Annotated in this window: 17 protein-coding genes and 2 pseudogenes; 16 read left to right on the forward strand and 3 right to left on the reverse strand. The window is 69.3% G+C overall.

From position 1 onward, the window contains the following. Nucleotide 1: 1 nt before the first annotated feature. On the reverse strand, nt 2–2,914 hold the full coding sequence (locus R0D99_RS06240; RefSeq protein WP_317750514.1) for an Rne/Rng family ribonuclease: 2,913 nt from the start codon (nt 2,912–2,914) through the stop codon (nt 2–4). 610 nt (nt 2,915–3,524) lie between these two features. Between R0D99_RS06240 and R0D99_RS06245 the strand changes: the two genes are divergently transcribed. The 4 genes from R0D99_RS06245 to R0D99_RS06260 all read left to right on the forward strand — a co-directional run bounded on the left by R0D99_RS06245 (nt 3,525) and on the right by R0D99_RS06260 (nt 6,637). Next, on the forward strand, nt 3,525–4,541 hold the full coding sequence (locus R0D99_RS06245; RefSeq protein ID WP_416365977.1) for an RluA family pseudouridine synthase: 1,017 nt from the start codon (nt 3,525–3,527) through the stop codon (nt 4,539–4,541). Further along, the gene (locus R0D99_RS06250) at nt 4,538–5,203 is read left to right on the forward strand and encodes an HAD-IA family hydrolase (RefSeq protein ID WP_317750516.1); all 666 of its coding nucleotides are present in this window, start codon (nt 4,538–4,540) and stop codon (nt 5,201–5,203) included. The genes R0D99_RS06245 and R0D99_RS06250 overlap by 4 nt, the downstream gene beginning before the upstream one ends. Nucleotides 5,204–5,223: 20 nt before the next feature. Continuing rightward, a complete protein-coding gene (locus R0D99_RS06255; protein WP_317750517.1) occupies nt 5,224–5,601 on the forward strand; it encodes a Rieske (2Fe-2S) protein in 378 nt (125 codons plus the stop codon). Nucleotides 5,602–5,677: 76 nt separating this feature from the next. Further along, nucleotides 5,678–6,637, forward strand: coding sequence for a S49 family peptidase (locus R0D99_RS06260; RefSeq protein WP_317750518.1), 960 nt, complete (start codon nt 5,678–5,680; stop codon nt 6,635–6,637). Between the two features lie 226 nt (nt 6,638–6,863). Here the strand turns inward: R0D99_RS06260 and R0D99_RS06265 are convergent, their stop codons facing one another. Continuing rightward, nucleotides 6,864–7,643: an SAM-dependent methyltransferase gene (locus R0D99_RS06265; protein WP_317750520.1), complete on the reverse strand. Its 780-nt coding sequence runs from the start codon at nt 7,641–7,643 to the stop codon at nt 6,864–6,866. Next, complete coding sequence (locus R0D99_RS06270; RefSeq protein ID WP_317750522.1) at nt 7,640–8,248, reverse strand: Maf family nucleotide pyrophosphatase; 609 nt, start codon at nt 8,246–8,248, stop codon at nt 7,640–7,642. Before R0D99_RS06270 ends, R0D99_RS06265 begins: the two co-directional genes overlap by 4 nt. Nucleotides 8,249–8,274: 26 nt before the next feature. Between R0D99_RS06270 and R0D99_RS06275 the strand changes: the two genes are divergently transcribed. The 12 genes and pseudogenes from R0D99_RS06275 to R0D99_RS06330 all read left to right on the forward strand — a co-directional run. Next, on the forward strand, nt 8,275–8,826 hold the full coding sequence (locus tag R0D99_RS06275; RefSeq protein ID WP_317750523.1) for a YceD family protein: 552 nt from the start codon (nt 8,275–8,277) through the stop codon (nt 8,824–8,826). A 201-nt stretch (nt 8,827–9,027) separates the two neighbouring features. Next, nucleotides 9,028–9,210, forward strand: a complete 183-nt coding sequence (gene rpmF / locus R0D99_RS06280; protein WP_317750524.1) for a 50S ribosomal protein L32 — start codon at nt 9,028–9,030, stop codon at nt 9,208–9,210. A 163-nt stretch (nt 9,211–9,373) separates the two neighbouring features. Beyond that, nucleotides 9,374–10,412: pseudogene (gene plsX / locus R0D99_RS06285) on the forward strand (phosphate acyltransferase PlsX). A 32-nt stretch (nt 10,413–10,444) separates the two neighbouring features. Continuing rightward, entirely contained in the window at nt 10,445–11,425 is a 981-nt protein-coding gene (locus R0D99_RS06290) for a beta-ketoacyl-ACP synthase III (RefSeq protein ID WP_317750525.1), read from the forward strand. A gap of 63 nt (nt 11,426–11,488) precedes the next feature. Next, nucleotides 11,489–12,439 (forward strand): ACP S-malonyltransferase, encoded by a 951-nt coding sequence (fabD, locus tag R0D99_RS06295; RefSeq protein WP_317750526.1) that lies wholly within the window; start codon nt 11,489–11,491, stop codon nt 12,437–12,439. A 55-nt stretch (nt 12,440–12,494) separates the two neighbouring features. Then, a complete protein-coding gene (gene fabG, locus R0D99_RS06300; protein WP_317750527.1) occupies nt 12,495–13,244 on the forward strand; it encodes a 3-oxoacyl-ACP reductase FabG in 750 nt (249 codons plus the stop codon). A 101-nt stretch (nt 13,245–13,345) separates the two neighbouring features. Continuing rightward, on the forward strand, nt 13,346–13,582 hold the full coding sequence (acpP, locus tag R0D99_RS06305; protein ID WP_106703654.1) for an acyl carrier protein: 237 nt from the start codon (nt 13,346–13,348) through the stop codon (nt 13,580–13,582). Nucleotides 13,583–13,712: 130 nt separating this feature from the next. Then, a complete protein-coding gene (gene fabF, locus R0D99_RS06310) occupies nt 13,713–14,957 on the forward strand; it encodes a beta-ketoacyl-ACP synthase II (RefSeq protein WP_317750529.1) in 1,245 nt (414 codons plus the stop codon). Nucleotides 14,958–15,175: 218 nt separating this feature from the next. Beyond that, nucleotides 15,176–15,514 (forward strand): hypothetical protein, encoded by a 339-nt coding sequence (locus tag R0D99_RS06315; protein WP_317750530.1) that lies wholly within the window; start codon nt 15,176–15,178, stop codon nt 15,512–15,514. An 85-nt stretch (nt 15,515–15,599) separates the two neighbouring features. After that, nucleotides 15,600–16,184, forward strand: coding sequence for an RNA polymerase sigma factor RpoE (gene rpoE / locus R0D99_RS06320; protein WP_317751018.1), 585 nt, complete (start codon nt 15,600–15,602; stop codon nt 16,182–16,184). Between the two features lie 34 nt (nt 16,185–16,218). Continuing rightward, entirely contained in the window at nt 16,219–16,860 is a 642-nt protein-coding gene (locus tag R0D99_RS06325) for a sigma-E factor negative regulatory protein (RefSeq protein WP_317750531.1), read from the forward strand. Between the two features lie 20 nt (nt 16,861–16,880). Then, nucleotides 16,881–17,195: pseudogene (locus tag R0D99_RS06330) on the forward strand (sigma-E factor regulatory protein RseB domain-containing protein); the annotation flags it as partial. Between the last annotated feature and the right edge of the window lie 41 nt (nt 17,196–17,236).

The raw sequence follows: 17,236 nt of genomic DNA on the forward strand, positions 1-17,236 counted from the left end.
GTCAGTGCGGCGCGCTGGCCTGTTCGGCTTCGAACGCCAGGGTGACCTGGCGCAGGTCCTTGCGGGTTTCGACCAGCACCAGCGGGCCTTCGTCCAGCTCCACCAGCGGCGGGCGCTCGCGCGGCACGTGGATGGGGCGCGGCTCGGCGGCGATGGCGGCCTGCACACTGGCGACCTTGTCGGCGTCGGAATTGACCCATTGCAGGCCGGCCGACGTCGCCAGGGCGTCCAGTTCGCCCAGCGGCAGCGCGAACGATGTCACGCGCGGCATGCCGCGCGGCGCCGGGCTGGCGGCCGGGGCGGGTGACACGGCGGCGGCAGGTGCTTCCAAAGGCATAGCTGCCGGCGCTGCAGGGGCGGGCGCTGGGGCGGGTTTTTCCTCTGAAATGATCGGCGCGGCGGGTGCGACAGACGCGATAGGCGCGGCAGAACCGGCGGACGCGGCGGCGGCCTCTGCGCTGCGCGCAAAGTACGACCGCGGCGCGCTGTCGTCCGTCTCAGCCGGGGCGGCCTTGGCAACCACCGTGCCGTCGGCCGACACGCTGCCCGGCAGCTCGGCGGGGCGCTCGTCGCGGCGGTCGCGCCGGTCGCGGCCGTAGCGGTCGCGCGAGCGGCGTTCGCGCCGCTCCTCGCCGGGCTGGCCGTCGCCTGGGGCGTCGTGCGTCGGCGCGCCTTCGGGCAGCGCGGCGGCATTCAGCGCGGTCGCGGCCAGTTCGTCCTGCGGCTGGCCTTCGGCGCGTTCGGTGCGCTCGCCCCGCTCGCGGCGGCCTTCGCCACCCCGGCCACGGCGGCCTTCGCCCCGCTCGCTGCGTTCACCGCGCGGCGGGCGGGCGTCGGCCACGGCCATGTCGGTCGCGGCGGATTCGCCCGACGACAAGGCGGCGGCGTCTTGCGGCGCTGCGTCGCGGCGGTCGCGCGGGCCCTGGCGGTCGCCACGTGGGCCACGGTCGCTGCGTTCACCGTTGCGGCGGCTGCCGTCGCGTTGGCCGCCGCGCGATTCGCCCTGGCCGTCGGCCCGGCGCTCGTCGCTGCCACGGCCTTCGCCGCGTTGGCCACCGCGGCCGCCTCGTCCGCCACGGCGTTCACCGTCGCGGCCTTCACGCTTTTCGCTGGCCGGTGCCGCGGCAGGCGTCGGCGCCGGTGCGGGCGCCACCACGGGCGCGGGCGGTGGCGACATGCCGAACAGGTTCTTCAGCCAGCCCATCAGGCCGGCAGGTGCGGCCACGGGCGCGGCCGGGGCGGGCACAGGCACCGCCACGGGCGCGGCGGCCACCGGCTCGGCCTTGGGCTTCGGCTCGATGGCGGGCGCCGGCGTGTCGCGCAGCACGCCCTTGATGACGGGCTGCTGCTTGTTGGTCGGCTCCTGGCTGCGGCGGGTGACGGTGGTCGGGTCCTCGAACTCCTCGGCCATCTTGTAGCTGGCGTCGATGTCGTCCAGGCGCGGGTCGTCGTGCTTCAGGCGCTCCAGCTTGTAGTGCGGCGTTTCCAGCGTCTTGTTGGGCACCAGGGTGACGTTGACGCGCTGCTTGAGCTCGATCTTGGCGATCTCGGGGCGCTTTTCGTTCAGCAGGAACGAGGCCACTTCCACCGGCACCTGCACGTTGACGGCGGCGGTGTTGTCCTTCATCGATTCTTCTTGAATGATGCGCAGGATCTGCAGCGCCGATGATTCCGTGTCGCGCACGTGGCCGGAGCCGCCGCAGCGCGGGCAGGGGATGGAGGCGCCTTCGCTCAGGGCGGGCTTCAGGCGCTGGCGGCTCATCTCCAGCAGGCCGAACTTGCTGATGCTGCCGAACTGCACGCGGGCGCGGTCCTGCCGCAGCGCTTCGCGCAGGCGGTTTTCGACCTCGCGGCGGTTCTTGGCCTCTTCCATGTCGATGAAGTCGATCACGATCAGGCCGCCCAGGTCGCGCAGGTGCATCTGGCGCGCCACTTCGTCGGCGGCTTCCAGGTTGGTGCGGGTGGCGGTCTCCTCGATGTCGCCGCCCTTGATGGCGCGGGCCGAGTTGACGTCGATGGCGACGAGCGCTTCGGCGTGGTCGATGACGATGGCGCCGCCGGAGGGCAGCGTCACGGTGCGGCTGTAGGCGCTTTCGATCTGGTGCTCGATCTGGAAGCGGCTGAACAGCGGCGCGTTGTCGCGGTAGCGCTTGACGCGCGATGCCTGCTCGGGCATCACGTGGCTCATGAACTGGTGCGCCTGCTCGTACACGTCGTCGGTGTCGATCAGGATGTCGCCAATGTCGCTGTTGAAGTAGTCGCGGATGGCGCGGATGACCAGGTTGCTTTCCTGGTAGATCAGGAAGGCGCCCTTGCTGGCCTTGGCGGCGCCATCGATGGCGTCCCACAGCTTCAGCAGGTAGTTCAGGTCCCACTGCAGTTCGGGCGCGCTGCGCCCGATGCCGGCGGTGCGGGCGATGATGCTCATCCCTTTCGGGTATTCGAGCTGGTCCATCGCCTCTTTCAGCTCGGCGCGGTCCTCGCCCTCGATGCGGCGGCTGACGCCACCGCCGCGCGGGTTGTTGGGCATCAGCACCACGTAGCGGCCGGCCAGGCTGACGAAGGTGGTCAGCGCCGCGCCCTTGTTGCCGCGCTCTTCCTTCTCGACCTGGACGAGAAGCTCCTGGCCTTCCTTGATGACGTCATTGATTCGCGCCTGGCTGACCGACACGCCTTCGGCAAAGTACTGGCGCGAGATTTCCTTGAACGGCAGAAAGCCGTGGCGCTCTTCGCCGTAGTCGACAAAGCAGGCTTCCAGCGACGGCTCGACGCGCGTCACCACCGCCTTGTAGATGTTGCCCTTGCGCTGTTCGCGCCCTTCGATCTCGATCTCGTAATCGAGCAGTTTCTGTCCATCGACGATCGCCAGGCGGCGTTCTTCGGCCTGCGTGGCGTTGATCAGCATCCGTTTCATGATGCGCTGTCCTTTTGTTCAATACTGTCCATGGCCCCTGGGGGCCCCGAATGCCAGGGACGGCGCGCAGAAACGGCAGAACGAACGGAAGGCGCTGGAAAGCTGACGGCGGCAGGCGCGGGGGGCGCTCTATCCGGCCGCTGAACAGAGTGTGTGTTCAGCGGCCGCGGTCAGGCGGTGGCGCGTGCAGATGGGCGAGCGGGGCCGGACGCAGAGGTGCTTCAAGATTTGAAGCAGACAAGCCGCGTGGCATGCGGGCTGGCCGCCGATCCAACGACAAAGGCGCGGGCCACAGCCAGCGCCAGAGCGTTGCAATCCACAGCATCAGCACGTCGAGTCTCGCCTTGATCCGACCGGAAGACCTGCCACCTTGTCTGCAAGGGGTGAGGTCTGCCGGCTTGGGTATTCCGTGTTCGTATGTTTCAGTGCGTCGGCCCGGTCTGCGTTTTGGTTTGCGGGCTGCCCATGGAATGCAGGGCAGGGCGCTTTCTTTGTGCGCAGATGGCATCGACTAGGGTTACTGGCCGGCTGATCGGCGGTGGGTGGAACTAAACTCCCCTTCTCGGGTATGACTTCCACTTCAAATTCAACCACTTAGGGCCGGTTGCCAGTGAATCGCATTATAGGTGCGCCAGCGCCGCCCGCCGGTACCCCGGTCAAACCCGATGTGACCTGGTTGACCGTGGGCGACGAATCGGCGGGCCAGCGGCTGGACAACTTCCTCATCCGCCACCTGAAAGGCGTGCCCAAGACGCACGTCTACCGCATCATCCGCTCGGGCGAGGTGCGGGTGAACAAGGGCCGCGCCGCCGCCGACACCCGCGTGGCCGAGGGCGATGTGGTGCGTGTGCCCCCGGTCAGGGTGAGCGAGCGCGCCGCCGGGGATGATGCACAGGCCGCGCCAGCGCGCGAGTTTCCGGTGCTGCTGGAGGACGACCACCTCATCGCCATCGACAAGCCCGCCCGCGTGGCCGTGCACGGCGGCTCGGGCGTGAGCTTTGGCGTCATCGAGCAACTGCGCCGCGCGCGCCACTACGGTCAGCCGGGCGGTGCGCGCTTCCTGGAGCTGGTGCACCGCCTGGACCGCGAGACCAGCGGCATCCTGCTGCTGGCCAGCAAGCGCAGCGCGCTCAAGCACCTGCAGGACCAGTTTCGCGGCCGCGAAACCGGCAAGACCTACCTGGCGCTGGTGCTGGGCGACTGGCCCGAGCGGCTGAAGGTGATCGACCAGCCACTGCACAAATACGTGCTGCCAACCGGCGAGGGCGAAGGCGAACGCCGCGTGAAGGTGGTGGCGCCGGGCGACCCGGACGGCATGCGCGCCATTACGCTGGTGAAGGTGCGTGAGCGCCTGGCCGGCCTGACGCTGCTCGAAGTGACCATCAAGACGGGCCGCACGCACCAGATCCGCGTGCACCTGGCGTCGCAGGGGCATCCGATTGCCGGCGACGACAAGTACGGCGATTTCGAGCGCAACAAGGCCTTGCAGAAGCAGGGGCTGAAGCGCATGTTTCTGCACGCCTGGCGTCTGCGGTTCACCCACCCGGCCAGCGGCGAGACGATCGAGCTGAAGGCGCCGCTGCCCGCCGATCTGCTCTCTTTTTCAAAGCAACATTCCGCACCATGACCACGCGACCACGCCAATTCGACCTGATCGCCTTCGACTGGGACGGCACGCTGTTCGATTCGACCGCGCTGATCGTGCGCAGCATCCAGCAGGCCGTGCTGGACGTCGGCGGCCAAAAGCCCACCGACGCGGCCGCGTCCTACGTCATCGGCATGGCGCTGATGCCGGCGCTGGCGCACGCCGCGCCCGATGTGCCGAAAGAAAAATACCCCTTGCTGGGCGAGCGCTACCGCCACCACTACCTGGCCACGCAGCACGACATCAGCCTGTTCGACGGCGTGCTGCCCATGCTGGCCGACCTGAAGGCGCGCCACCACTGGCTCACCGTGGCCACCGGCAAGAGCCGGCGCGGGCTGGACGACGTGCTGGCCTCGCGCCAGCTGCACGGCATCTTCGACGGCTCGCGCACCGCGGACGAAACCGCCGGCAAGCCCCATCCGCGCATGCTGCACGAGCTGATGCGCGAGTTCGGCGTCGAGCCCGAACGCACGCTGATGATCGGCGACACCACGCACGACCTTCAGATGGCCGCGAACGCCGGCTGTGCCAGCGTCGGCGTCAGCTACGGTGCGCACGCCACGGACGAGTTTCACGCGCTGCGGCCCCTGCACATCGCCCATTCCACCGCCGATCTGCACCGCTGGCTGATCGACCACGCCTGACGCGCGAGCCACCGCCTGCCATGACCGACGCCGCCTACCCCGAAATTCCGCTGTGCCACAGCGCCGACCTGCAGGAAGGCGGCCTGGCGGTGCCCTTTGACGTGGTCTACGGCGGCCAGACCCTGCGCGCCTTTGCCGTGCGCTACGAGGGGCGGGTGCACGCCTATCTGAACCGCTGCACCCACGTGGCCATGGAACTGGATTACCAGGAGAACCGCTTCTTCGACGACACCGGGCGCTGGCTGCTGTGCGCCACGCACGGCGCCGCCTATGCGCCCAACACCGGCGCCTGCGCCGGCGGGCCGTGCCGCGGCGGGCTGGTGAAGGTCGAGCTGAACGAGTACGACGGCGTGGTGCACTGGCAGACCAGCTACCTGCTGCAGCCGCTGGACTTCTGACGGCCGGGCCGGTCACCCCTGTCACATTCACGCGCCAGAATCGCCCCTGCCGCCCGAACTGATTGCAAAGATTGCTATGGAAAACGAAGTAACCCCGACCGCCAAGGCCACGTCCTGGGAGCGCGAAACCATCGAAAAGCTGCTGCTGGCCGACGTGCGCGAACGCCGCGCGGCGCGGCGCTGGCGCATGTTCCGCAACGTGGTGTGGATGCTGCTGGTCGGCGCGCTGGTCTGGGCCTTGCTGCCCGACGACATGCCCGGCGGCTCGGCCGGCAGCATGCGGCCGCACACCGCCATGGTCTCCATCAAGGGCGAGATCGCCGACGAAGGCGAGGGCAGTGCCGAATACGTGCTGCCCGCGCTGCGCAGCGCCATGGAAGACAGGGGCGCCAAGGCGCTGGTGCTGCTCATCAATTCGCCGGGCGGCAGCCCGGTGCAGGCCGGCTTGATCCACGACGAGATCCTGCGGCTGCGCAAGCTGCACGGCAAGCCGGTGTACGCCGTGGTCGAGGAAAGCTGCGCGTCGGCGGCCTATTACATCGCCGTGGCCAGCGACAAGATCTTTGTCGACAAGGCCAGCCTGGTGGGCAGCATCGGCGTGCTGATCAACGGCTTCGGTTTTGTCGGCACGCTGGACAAGCTGGGCATCGAGCGGCGCCTGCTGACCGCCGGCGAGAACAAGGGCTTTCTCGACCCGTTCAGCCCGCAGTCCGACCGCCAGCGCGAGCACGCGCAGCGCATGCTCGACCAGATTCATCAGCAGTTCATCACCGTCGTGCGCCAGGGCCGTGGCGACCGGCTGAAGGAATCGCCCGAGATGTTCAGCGGCCTGTTCTGGACCGGCGAGCAGGCGGTGCAACTGGGCCTGGCCGATCAGCTGGGCAGCCTGGATGGCGTGGCGCGCGACGTCGTCAAGGCCGCGAAGCTGGTCGACTACACCAACAAGACGGACCTGCTGGAGCGCTTTGCCACCCGTGTCGGCGCATCGGCCGGCGCTGGCATGGCGCGCGCGCTGCGGTCCTTGTCCTGGCAGTAAGGCTAATTCGGCAGCGCCGGCACGTCGAAGCTTTCGGGCTGCAGGCCCTGGCGCGCGCTGCACTCTGGATGCAACCTCGATGCTATCGCGCGACGGAGATGGCCTGGTAGGCCGCTTCGGCTGCGTGCAACTGCCCTTGCTGGTGCAATTGCACGGCCGCCGCCAGATCGGCCGATGGCGGTGCGGGCGGGTGGTCAGGCATGGGCGGCGGCGCGGCGAGCGGGCATCAGCCGCGGCCGACGAGAAACACCGCCGGCACCTTGTTTTCGACCGTCATGCCGCCGCGCCGCCAGTCGGCTACGGTGGCGCTGCGCGTGCGGGCGTTGGGCAGCGTGAGGCCGGTGGCCACGGCCAGGCGCAGGCCGGGCTCCAGCCCGGCGACCAGCGCGGCCAGCAGGGCCTGGTTGCGGTAGGGTGTCTCGATCAGGATGCGCGTCTGCCCGCTTTTCTGCACCGCACGGGCCATGTCCTGGATCTGCCGGGCGCGCTCGGCGCCGTCCTGCGGCAGATAGCCCATGAAGGCGAAGTCCTGGCCGTTCAGGCCGCTGGCGGCCAGCGCCAGCAGCAGGGACACCGGGCCGACCAGCGGCACCACCTCGATGCCCAGCGCATGCGCGGCGCGCACCACCGAACTGCCCGGGTCGGCCACCGCGGGCATGCCGGCTTCGCTGACCAGGCCCATGTCGTGGCCCTGCAGCGCGGGCGCGAGCAGCGGGCGCGCGTCCCACCCGCCGGCGGGCTGGTGGTCGCCCTTCTTGTGCACGTCGCGCGGCAGTTCGGCGATGTGCTGCGCCTGGATCGGCTGCGCCAGCGGCTGCACGGCGTCGATGCGCTTGAGCAGGGCGCGCGTCGACTTGGCGTTTTCGGCCACCCAATGGGTCAGGGCGGCGGCCTGGGCGATGGTGCCGGCCGGCAGCACGTCGGCCAGCGGCACCTGCACGTCGCAACCGTGGTCCAGCGGCGCCGGCACCAGATACAGGCGGCCACGCGGCGGCATCGCGCTCATGGCAGGCGCAGCCCGGCGGCGCGCAGCAGGCGCGCGGTGCGGATCAGCGGCAGCCCGACCAGCGCTGTCGGGTCGTCGCTGTGGATGGCGTCGAGCAGCGCGATGCCCAGCCCTTCGCTCTTGGCGCTGCCGGCGCAGTCGTAAGGCTGCTCGGCGCGCAGGTAGCGCTCGATCTCGTCGTCCGGCAGGTCGCGAAAGCGCACCTCGACGGCGGCCAGATCGCTCTGCTCGAAGCCGCTGTCGGCGCACACCACCGCCAGCGCGGTCTGGAAGATCACCGTTTGCCCCCGCATGGCGCGCAGTTGCGCCACCGCGCGTTCGTGCGTGCCCGGTTTGCCCAGCGGCTGCCCGGCCAGGTCGGCCACCTGGTCGCTGCCGATGACGACGGCCTGCGGGTGGCGCGCGGCAACTTCGCGCGCCTTGGCCAGCGCCAGCCGGCGGGCCAGCGCTGCGGGGGCTTCGCCGGGCTGGGGTGTTTCGTCGACGCGCGGGGCGTTGGTGGTAAAGGGCAGACGCAGCCGCGCCAGCAGTTCGCGCCGGTAGGGCGACGTCGAGCCCAGCACCAGCGGGCGCGCGCCAGCGGCGGGGTTGGCATCCAATGACATGACGCCGATTCTCTTACACTGCCCGCATGAGCAAGACCTTTGACGCACGGCGGCTGGACGTGGCGGCATTCGCGCGTCTGCACGGGCATCTGGCGGGCACCGATTCGCTGCAAAAATATGAGCGCCTGGCGCAAGAGCTGCAAGCGCCAGCGGCCAATTTGACCGTGAACTGGCAAGCCGACGGCGGCGAGCGTAAGGCCATCGACGGCAGCCTGCGCCCGGCGATCCACCTGCGCGCCGACGCCAGCTTGCCGCTGACCTGCCAGCGCTGCATGGGCGAGGTGGAGACGCCCGTCACCGTCGACCGGCACTTCGTGTTCGTCGACGACGAGGACCGCGCCAGCGCGCTGGACGACGAGTCTGACGACGACGTGCTGGTGGCCGCGCCCGACTTCAACCTGCACGCGCTGATCGAGGACGAACTGCTGATGGCGCTGCCGCTGGTGCCGCGGCACGATGCCTGCCCTGCCGACGTCCGGTTGAGCGCGCAGAGCGCCGACTTCGACGCCCCGCAGGTCGACAAGGTCAACCCGTTCGCGGCGCTGGCGGCGCTGAAGGACAAGCCCAAGGGCGGTTGACCAGGAATCTGCCGCGCAGACGCCCAGGCGCGGCAGTGCGCAAGTGGGTGTCGCAGCGCGGTTTTCTGGCTATAATCGTGGGCTTCGCGTCATGCGGGCGCCCTTTGTACGGGCGCGCGGCGCGGTTTGATTCCATCCAACACCGGTTTGCGCGGGCCTTGTGGCTGGCGGCGGGCCGCCAACATCGCTTAAGGAGCCATCATGGCCGTTCAACAGAACAAGAAGTCGCCGTCCAAGCGCGGCATGCACCGTTCGCACAATGCCCTGGCCACGCCGGGCATCGCCGTCGAGCCGACCACCGGCGAAACCCACCTGCGCCACCACATCAGCCCCAACGGCTTCTACCGCGGTCGCCAGGTCATCAAGCCCAAGACCGAAGCCTGATGCGGCGAGGCGCACGCGCCAGCGCGTGACGCGCCCACGTTGCATATGTCAATAGGATGGCCAGGCCCGGCGCTACCCCGCGTAGCCCCGGGCCTTTGGTGTTTCTGGGTACGGTGTTTTGTGTCGCCGCGCGGTGGCGGCACGGTTTTTTCCTGGTGCGCGCATGATCGTTCTGGCCGTTGATTGCATGGGGGGGCGACCACGGCCCCCAGGCCACCTTGCCGGCCTGTCGCCAGTTCCTCGATCAGCGGCCGGATGCGCAGCTGATCCTGGTCGGCCAGCCGGCCGCGCTGGCCGGCTTCACCCACGAGCGCGCCCGCGTGGTGCCCGCGACCGAGGTCGTCACCATGGACGATGCCGTCGAGGTCGCGCTGCGCCGCAAGAAGGATTCGTCCATGCGCGTGGCGATCCAGCAGGTGAAGGACGGCGCGGCGCAGGCGGCGGTGTCGGCCGGCAACACCGGCGCGCTGATGGCCATTGCGCGCTACCTGCTGAAGACGCTGGACGGCATCGAGCGCCCGGCCATCGCCACCCAGATGCCCAACGCCAAGGGCGGCGCCACCACCGTGCTCGACCTGGGCGCCAACGTCGACTGCACGGCCGAGCACCTGCTGCAGTTCGCCGTCATGGGCTCGGCGCTGGTGTCGGTGCTGAAGAACGAGGATCGCCCCACCGTGGGCCTGCTCAACATCGGCGAAGAGGTGATCAAGGGCAGCGACGAGATCAAGCGCGCGGGCGAACTGCTGCGCGCCGCCGCCGCCGCGGGCGACCTCAACTTCGTCGGCAACGTCGAAGGCAACGACATCTTCAAGGGCACGGCCGACATCGTGGTGTGCGACGGCTTCGTCGGCAACGTGGCGCTCAAGACCAGCGAGGGCCTGGCGCAGATGATCAACCAGTTCCTGCGCGAGGAATTCAGCCGCAACCTGCTGACCAAGCTGTGCGCCGCGGTGTCGTACCCGGTGCTCATGGCGCTGAAGAGGCGCCTGGACCACCGCCGCTACAACGGCGCCGCGTTGCTGGGCCTGCGCGGCCTGGTGTTCAAGAGCCACGGTTCGGCCGACGCGCTGGCCTTCGAACAGGCGCTGGCGCGCGCGTATGATGCCGCCAGCCACCAGCTGCTGGCGCGCGTGCAGCAGCGCATCGCCCACGCCGCGCCGCTGCTGGCGCCGCCTGCGGCGCGCACCGAGTCCGCCACCTGACCCCCGGCGCGGCCATGACCACAAGAGATCCCATGAGCAAACGCTTTTCCCGCATCACCGGCACCGGCAGCTACCTGCCGCCGCGCCGCGTGACCAACGCCGATCTGGCGGCCGAGCTGGCCACGCGGGGCATCGAAACCTCGGACGAATGGATCGTCGAGCGCACCGGCATCCGGGCGCGCCACTTTGCCGCGCCCGACGTGCCGGCCAGCGAGCTGGCCGTGCCGGCCGCGCGCGCCGCGCTGCAGGCTGCCGGACTGCAGCCGTCCGACATCGACCTGATCATCGTCGCCACGTCCACGCCGGACATGGTGTTTCCGTCCACCGCCGCCATCGTGCAGCACAAGCTGGGCATGGCTGGCTGCCCGGTGTTCGACGTGCAGGCCGTGTGCAGCGGCTTCGTCTACGCGCTGACGGTGGCCGACGCGCTGATCGCCAATGGCACGGCGCGCCGCGCGCTGGTGATCGGCGCCGAAGTGTTCAGCCGCATCCTCGACTGGAGCGACCGCACCACCTGCGTGCTGTTTGGCGACGGCGCGGGTGCCGTGGTGCTGGAAGCCAGCGACACCCCCGGCATCCTGGCCACCGACCTGCACGCCGACGGCAAGTACGTCGACATCCTGTGCGTGCCGGGCCACGTATCGGGCGGCCAGGTGCTGGGCGATCCGGTGCTCAAGATGGACGGCCAGGCCGTGTTCAAGCTGGCCGTGGGCGTGCTCGACAAGGCGGCGCGCGCCGTGCTGGCCAAGGCCGGCAAGCAGGAATCCGACATCGACTGGCTCATCCCGCACCAGGCCAACCTGCGCATCATGATGGGCACGGCCAAGAAGCTGCACCTGCCGGTCGACAAGGTCATCGTCACCGTGCAGGACCACGGCAATACCTCGGCCGCGTCGATTCCGCTGGCGCTGGACCACGGCGTGCGCAGCGGCAAGATCCAGCCCGGGCAGACGCTGCTGCTCGAAGGTGTGGGCGGCGGCTTCACCTGGGGTGCGGTGCTTCTGAATCTGTAGCTGTAGCGCGTTGATGCGCAAGCGCTGACGCCTGTTTTTAATCATTCTTTCGAGTCGAGTGCCATGAAACCCATCGCCTTCGTATTTCCGGGCCAGGGATCGCAATCCGTGGGCATGCTGGACGCCTGGGGTGACCACCCGGCCGTGCGCGACACCCTGCAGGAGGCGTCCGACGCGCTGGGCGAGGACATCGGCGCGCTGATTGCGGGCGGCCCCAAGGAAGACCTGGCGCTGACCACCAACACCCAGCCGGTGATGCTGGTGGCGGGCGTGGCGGCCTGGCGCGCCTGGCGCGCCGAGGGCGGGGCGCTGCCGGCGGCCGTGGCCGGCCATTCGCTGGGCGAATATTCGGCGCTGGTCGCCTCGGGCGCGCTGGCGCTGGCCGACGCGGTGCCGCTGGTGCGCCTGCGCGCCCGCGCCATGCAGGAGGCCGTGCCCGTCGGCACCGGCGCCATGGCCGCCATCCTGGGGCTGGATGCTGCAAAAGTGATAGCTGGCTGCGAAGAAGTGACGGGCGCCATGGGCGCAAATGGCACTGAAGTGGTCGAAGCCGTCAACTTCAACGACCCGGTGCAGACGGTGATCGCCGGCACCAAGGCGGCGGTCGACAAGGCCTGCGAAGTGCTCAAGGGCATGGGTGCCAAGCGCGCGCTGCCGCTGCCGGTGTCGGCGCCGTTCCATTCCAGCCTGATGAAGCCCGCCGCCGAACGCCTGAAGGCCGCGCTGGCCGACGTCGCTTTCGCCACGCCCCAGATTCCGGTGGTCAACAACATCGACGTCGCCATCGAGGACGAGGCCGACCGCATCCGCGACGCGCTGTATCGCCAGGCCTTCGGCCCGGTGCGCTGGGTCGAATGCGTGCGCAAGATCAAGGCCATGGGCCTGCCCACCTTGGTCGAATGCGGCCCGGGCAAGGTGCTGGCCGGCATGACCAAGCGCATCGACGCCGAACTGACCGGCCTGGCGATGTACGACCCGGCCACGCTGGCCGAGGTCAAGGCGCAGGTGAGCTGACAACCACGACATCGCCGCGCGCCGGCGGCGGCTGAATTCTTGGGGGACGAGAGACATGAGTGAAGTGAGTTCCGCGGGCCAGGTGGCCCTGGTGACGGGCGCCACGCGCGGTATCGGCGCGGCCATTGCGCAGGCGCTGGCCGCGCGCGGCATGAAGGTGATCGGCACCGCCACCACCGAAGACGGCGCCGGCAAGATCAGCGCCGCGCTGGCGGCCTACCCCGACTGCCGGGGCGTGGCACTCAATGTCAACGACGCGGCCGCGTCCGAGGCGCTGATCGACGGCATCGTCAAGCAGCACGGCGCGCTGCACGTGCTGGTCAACAATGCCGGCATCACGCGCGACCAGCTGGCCATGCGCATGAAGGACGACGACTGGGACGCCGTGCTGGACACCAACCTCAAGGCGGTGTTCCGCCTGTCGCGCGCCGTCATGCGCCCCATGATGAAGCAGCGCTACGGCCGCATCGTCAGCATCACCAGCGTGGTGGGCGCGTCGGGCAATCCGGGGCAGGCCAACTACGCCGCCGCCAAGGCCGGCCTGGCGGGCATGACGCGCGCGCTGGCGCGCGAACTGGGCAGCCGCGGCATCACCGTGAACTGCGTTGCGCCCGGCTTCATCGCCACCGACATGACCGCCGCGCTGGGCGAAGAACAGCAGAAAACGCTGGCCGCGCAGATCCCGCTCGGCCGCCTGGGCCAGCCGGCCGACATCGCCGCCGCCGTGGCCTACCTGGCCGGGCCCGAGGCGGGCTACGTGACGGGGCAGGAGCTGCACGTCAACGGCGGCATGTTCATGGCCTGATGCGTATACCATTCGCACTGACCGCTGCGCCGGGGCGCGCCGCCCGGGCGTGCTGTAAGCGCGGGTAAAATCCATTTTTTCATCACCCTCAGAGGGACCCCATGAGTGATATCGAAGCACGTGTCAAGAAAATCATCGCCGAGCAACTCGGCGTGGAAGAGTCGCAAGTCACCAACGAAAAGGCTTTCGTGGCCGATCTGGGTGCCGACTCGCTCGACACGGTGGAACTGGTGATGGCGCTCGAAGACGAGTTCGGCATCGAGATCCCGGACGAGGACGCCGAGAAGATCACGACGGTGCAGGCCGCCATCGACTACGCCAACAGCAAGAAGGCCTGAGTTCGACGGTCTGCCCCCTGCGATGGGGGCCGTCAGTCAGGTGCCCAGTGGCGCGCGTGCCGGCGCGAGTCGGCGCGGCGAACCGCCCAGCGGGGCCTGACCAGAGAAAGCACACCAGGATCGGAAGACCATGAATCGACGCCGCGTTGTCGTGACGGGCCTTGGCTGCGTCAGCCCCGTGGGCAATTCGGTGGCACAGAGCTGGGCCAGCCTGCTGGCCGGCCGCTCGGGCATCGATCACATCACGCGTTTCGACACCAGCGCCTTCGCCAGCCGCATTGCCGGCGAGGTGAAGGGGCTGGATATTTCGCCGCACATCTCGGCGAAAGAAGCGCGCACCATGGACACCTTCATCCATTACGGCATCGTGGCCGCCGCCGAGGCGGTGCGTGACGCCGGCCTGGCCACGGGCGAGGCGCTGGATGAAGAGGCTTCCCACCGCATCGGCTGCGTGATCGGCTCCGGCATCGGCGGCCTGCCGATGATCGAGGAGACGCAGACCGAATGCGCATCGCGCGGGCCGCGCCGCATTTCGCCCTTCTTCGTTCCGGCCTCCATCGTCAACATGGTGGCGGGCCACGTGTCGATGAAGTTCGGCTTTCGCGGCCCCAACCTGGCCATCGCCACCGCCTGCACCACCGGCCTGCACTGCATCGGCGAAGCCGGTCGCCTCATCGAATACGGTGACGCCGACATCGTGGTGGCCGGCGGCACCGAGTCCACCGTGTCGCCGCTGGGCGTCGGCGGCTTTGCCGCCATGCGCGCGCTGTCCACCCGCAACGACGACCCCCAGACCGCGTCGCGCCCGTGGGACAAGGACCGCGACGGCTTCGTGCTGGGCGAGGGCGCCGGCATCCTGGTGCTCGAAGAATACGAACATGCCAAGGCGCGCGGCGCCAAAATCTACGCCGAACTGGCGGGCTTCGGCATGAGCGCCGATGCCGGCCACATGACGGCGCCCAACATGGACGGCCCGCGCCGCGCCATGCTCGGCGCGCTGCGCAATGCCGGCGTCAACGCCGACCAGATCGGCTACGTCAACGCGCACGGCACGTCCACGCCGCTGGGCGACATCAACGAATCCAACGCCATCAAGGCCGCGCTGGGCGATCATGCCAAGGCGACGGTGGTCAGTTCCACCAAGTCGATGACCGGCCACCTGCTGGGCGGCGCCGGCGGCATCGAAAGCGTGTTCACCGTGCTGGCGCTGCACGAGCAGAAGGTGCCGCCCACCATCAACCTCTTCAGCCAGGACCCGGAATGCGACCTGGACTACTGCGCCAACACCGCCCGTGACGTGAAGATGGACTACGCGCTCAAAAACAATTTCGGCTTTGGCGGCACCAACGGCTCGTTGGTGTTCAAGCGCGTCTGACGCCGTTCATCTATTCATGGCGGTCGCGCCCGCCGTCGCCGCTGCGCTCGATTGCGGAGTAATCGTTGCCTGACGCGCCTGCCGTCAAGTACCCCGTCGGGCGTTCTGCCGCGCTGGGCATGGCGTTGATCGCTCTGGGTGCACTCGGCTGGACGGCTGCTTTCCTGATGCTTTTTTGGCCCTCAGCGCGCGCTGGTCAAGCGCTGATAGCTTCTGTATTGATAGCATCCTGCGTGGTCGCCAGTGCGGCGCTGGGCTGGTTCTGGCGGCGGCAGATCGGCCGCGAGTTGCGCTGGGACGGCGAATGCTGGTGGCTGGGCGTGCCCGGGCAGCCGCTGGAGCAGGGCGGCGACGATGCGCGCTTGCAGGTCCGGCTGGACGCCCAGCGCTGGATGCTGCTGTGGTTCACGGCGCCGGGCGAGCCGCGCGGCACATGGCTGTGGGCGCAGGCTTCGGCCGACCCGGCGCGCTGGCACCTGCTGCGCTGTGCGCTATATTTGCCGCAGTCATCGACGGACCGCGCCCGACTGCGCGACGCCGATGCCGAACGCGCCTGATGACGGGCGCGTCGTCGTTTTGACCCTGGGTTTTTCGTGACCACACCAGCCGCCCCCCCCGCCAGCCCCCACCGACAGCGACGCGCTGCTGGTCGAGCGCGCGGCCGCGGGCGACCAGCGCGCCTACGAGCTGCTGGTGATCAAGTACCAGCGCCGCATCGAGCGGCTGATCGGCCGCATGGTGCGCGACGTCGACCTGGTGCCCGATATCGCGCAGGAAACCTTCATCCGCGCCTGGCGGGCGCTGCACCAGTTCCGCGGCGACGCCCAGTTCTACACCTGGCTCTACCGCATCGCCGTCAACACGGCCAAGAAGTCGCTGATGGAAATGAAGCGCGACCCCATCGTGACCGAGGCCGCCCTGCAGTCCAGCGACGACGACGATGAAACTTCCCGGCGCGAGAACGAACTAACCTCGGAATCCACGCCGGAGTCTGAACTGGCGGCACGCGAAATCGCGGCCGCAGTCAACGCCGCGATGGAGGCTCTGCCCGAGGATTTGCGCCAGGCCGTCACCCTGCGCGAGATCGAAGGCCTGAGCTACGAAGAGATTGCGGAAGCCATGAATTGCCCGATCGGTACCGTGCGCTCGCGGATTTTCCGGGCGCGCGAGGCCATTTCAGCCAGGGTCAAGCCCTTGCTGAGCTATCAGACAGGCAAGCGTTGGTGAGGTGGGCGGGTTTGACTGGGAATGGTGATCCATCATGAAGAATCAAGTGCAAGCACAACTGGATCGTGAAACGCTGTCGGCCCTGATGGACGGGCACCTGCAGGGCGCCGAAGCCGGCAAGGCCCTGCGCATGATGGACTCCGCCGAAGCGCGCGAATGCTGGCAGGTCTACCACCTGGTGGGCGACGTGCTGCGATCGTCCGACCTGGCCGCCTGCGGGCGCGACAGCGCTTTCGTCAGCCGCCTCAGCGCGCGCCTGGCGCAAGAAACCGGCCCGGTGGCCGTGGTGCCGGCAGCGCGCCCCCTGGACACGCGCGATGTCGCCCGCCCGGCTGCCAACGATGGCGTGTTCCGCTGGAAGATGGTGGCCGGCCTGGCGTCGTTTGCCGCCGTCGCAGCCATCGGCTGGGGCGTGATGGGTGGCATCGGCCCGCAGCCGGGCATGGGCGCGCAACTGGCGCAGGGCCCGTCCGGCGCGCCCACGCAGGTCGTGACGCTGATGGCTGCGCCTCAGGCGACGCTGGCGACCGCGTCCGAACCCGCTGCCGCGGTCATGCTGCGCGATGCGCGACTGGACGAGCTGCTGGCCGCACATCGCCAGACCGCCGGCGCCTCGGCGCTGGGCAACGCCGCCGGCTTCTTGCGCAACGCCACCTTCGAGGGCCCCGGGCGTTGAGCACGGCGGTTGTCAGTGGCATGGGCGGGCGGCCCGGCTCGCGCCGGTTAGGGCTGGTCGCGCTGGGCTGGTGCGTCAGCGGCCTGCTGGCCGTGGCGGGTGCGCAGCCAGCGGCGCAGTTCGGCGGCGCGGTCGATCGCTCGGTCGGGCCTCCCCAGCGCAGCATTGCCGAATGGCTGGTGCGCCTGCAGCAGGCGTCGCGCGTGCCTTCCTACGTGGGCACCTTCGTGGTGTCGTCGGCCGCGGGTGCGATGTCTTCGTCCCGCATCTGGCACGTCTGCGAAGGCGATGTGCAGATGGAGCGCGTCGAGGCGCTGACCGGCGTGCCGCGCTCCACCTTCCGCCGCAACGAAGCTGTGGTGACCTTCCTGCCCGA

The sequence above is a fragment of the Ottowia sp. SB7-C50 genome (assembly GCF_033110285.1).
Lineage (GTDB): Bacteria > Pseudomonadota > Gammaproteobacteria > Burkholderiales > Burkholderiaceae_C > Ottowia.

Excerpts from the sequence above, each read along its gene's own strand:
- R0D99_RS06270 (WP_317750522.1), bottom strand. The coding sequence starts at position 8,248 with ATGTCATTGGATGCCAACCCCGCCGCTGGCGCGCGCCCGCTGGTGCTG.
- R0D99_RS06265 (WP_317750520.1), bottom strand. The coding sequence starts at position 7,643 with ATGAGCGCGATGCCGCCGCGTGGCCGCCTGTATCTGGTGCCGGCGCCG.
- rpmF (WP_317750524.1), top strand. The coding sequence starts at position 9,028 with ATGGCCGTTCAACAGAACAAGAAGTCGCCGTCCAAGCGCGGCATGCAC.
- R0D99_RS06325 (WP_317750531.1), top strand. The coding sequence starts at position 16,219 with ATGAAGAATCAAGTGCAAGCACAACTGGATCGTGAAACGCTGTCGGCC.
- R0D99_RS06240 (WP_317750514.1), bottom strand. The coding sequence starts at position 2,914 with ATGAAACGGATGCTGATCAACGCCACGCAGGCCGAAGAACGCCGCCTG.
- fabF (WP_317750529.1), top strand. The coding sequence starts at position 13,713 with ATGAATCGACGCCGCGTTGTCGTGACGGGCCTTGGCTGCGTCAGCCCC.
- R0D99_RS06275 (WP_317750523.1), top strand. The coding sequence starts at position 8,275 with ATGAGCAAGACCTTTGACGCACGGCGGCTGGACGTGGCGGCATTCGCG.
- R0D99_RS06250 (WP_317750516.1), top strand. The coding sequence starts at position 4,538 with ATGACCACGCGACCACGCCAATTCGACCTGATCGCCTTCGACTGGGAC.
- fabG (WP_317750527.1), top strand. The coding sequence starts at position 12,495 with ATGAGTGAAGTGAGTTCCGCGGGCCAGGTGGCCCTGGTGACGGGCGCC.
- R0D99_RS06255 (WP_317750517.1), top strand. The coding sequence starts at position 5,224 with ATGACCGACGCCGCCTACCCCGAAATTCCGCTGTGCCACAGCGCCGAC.
- fabD (WP_317750526.1), top strand. The coding sequence starts at position 11,489 with ATGAAACCCATCGCCTTCGTATTTCCGGGCCAGGGATCGCAATCCGTG.
- R0D99_RS06260 (WP_317750518.1), top strand. The coding sequence starts at position 5,678 with ATGGAAAACGAAGTAACCCCGACCGCCAAGGCCACGTCCTGGGAGCGC.
- acpP (WP_106703654.1), top strand. The coding sequence starts at position 13,346 with ATGAGTGATATCGAAGCACGTGTCAAGAAAATCATCGCCGAGCAACTC.
- R0D99_RS06290 (WP_317750525.1), top strand. The coding sequence starts at position 10,445 with ATGAGCAAACGCTTTTCCCGCATCACCGGCACCGGCAGCTACCTGCCG.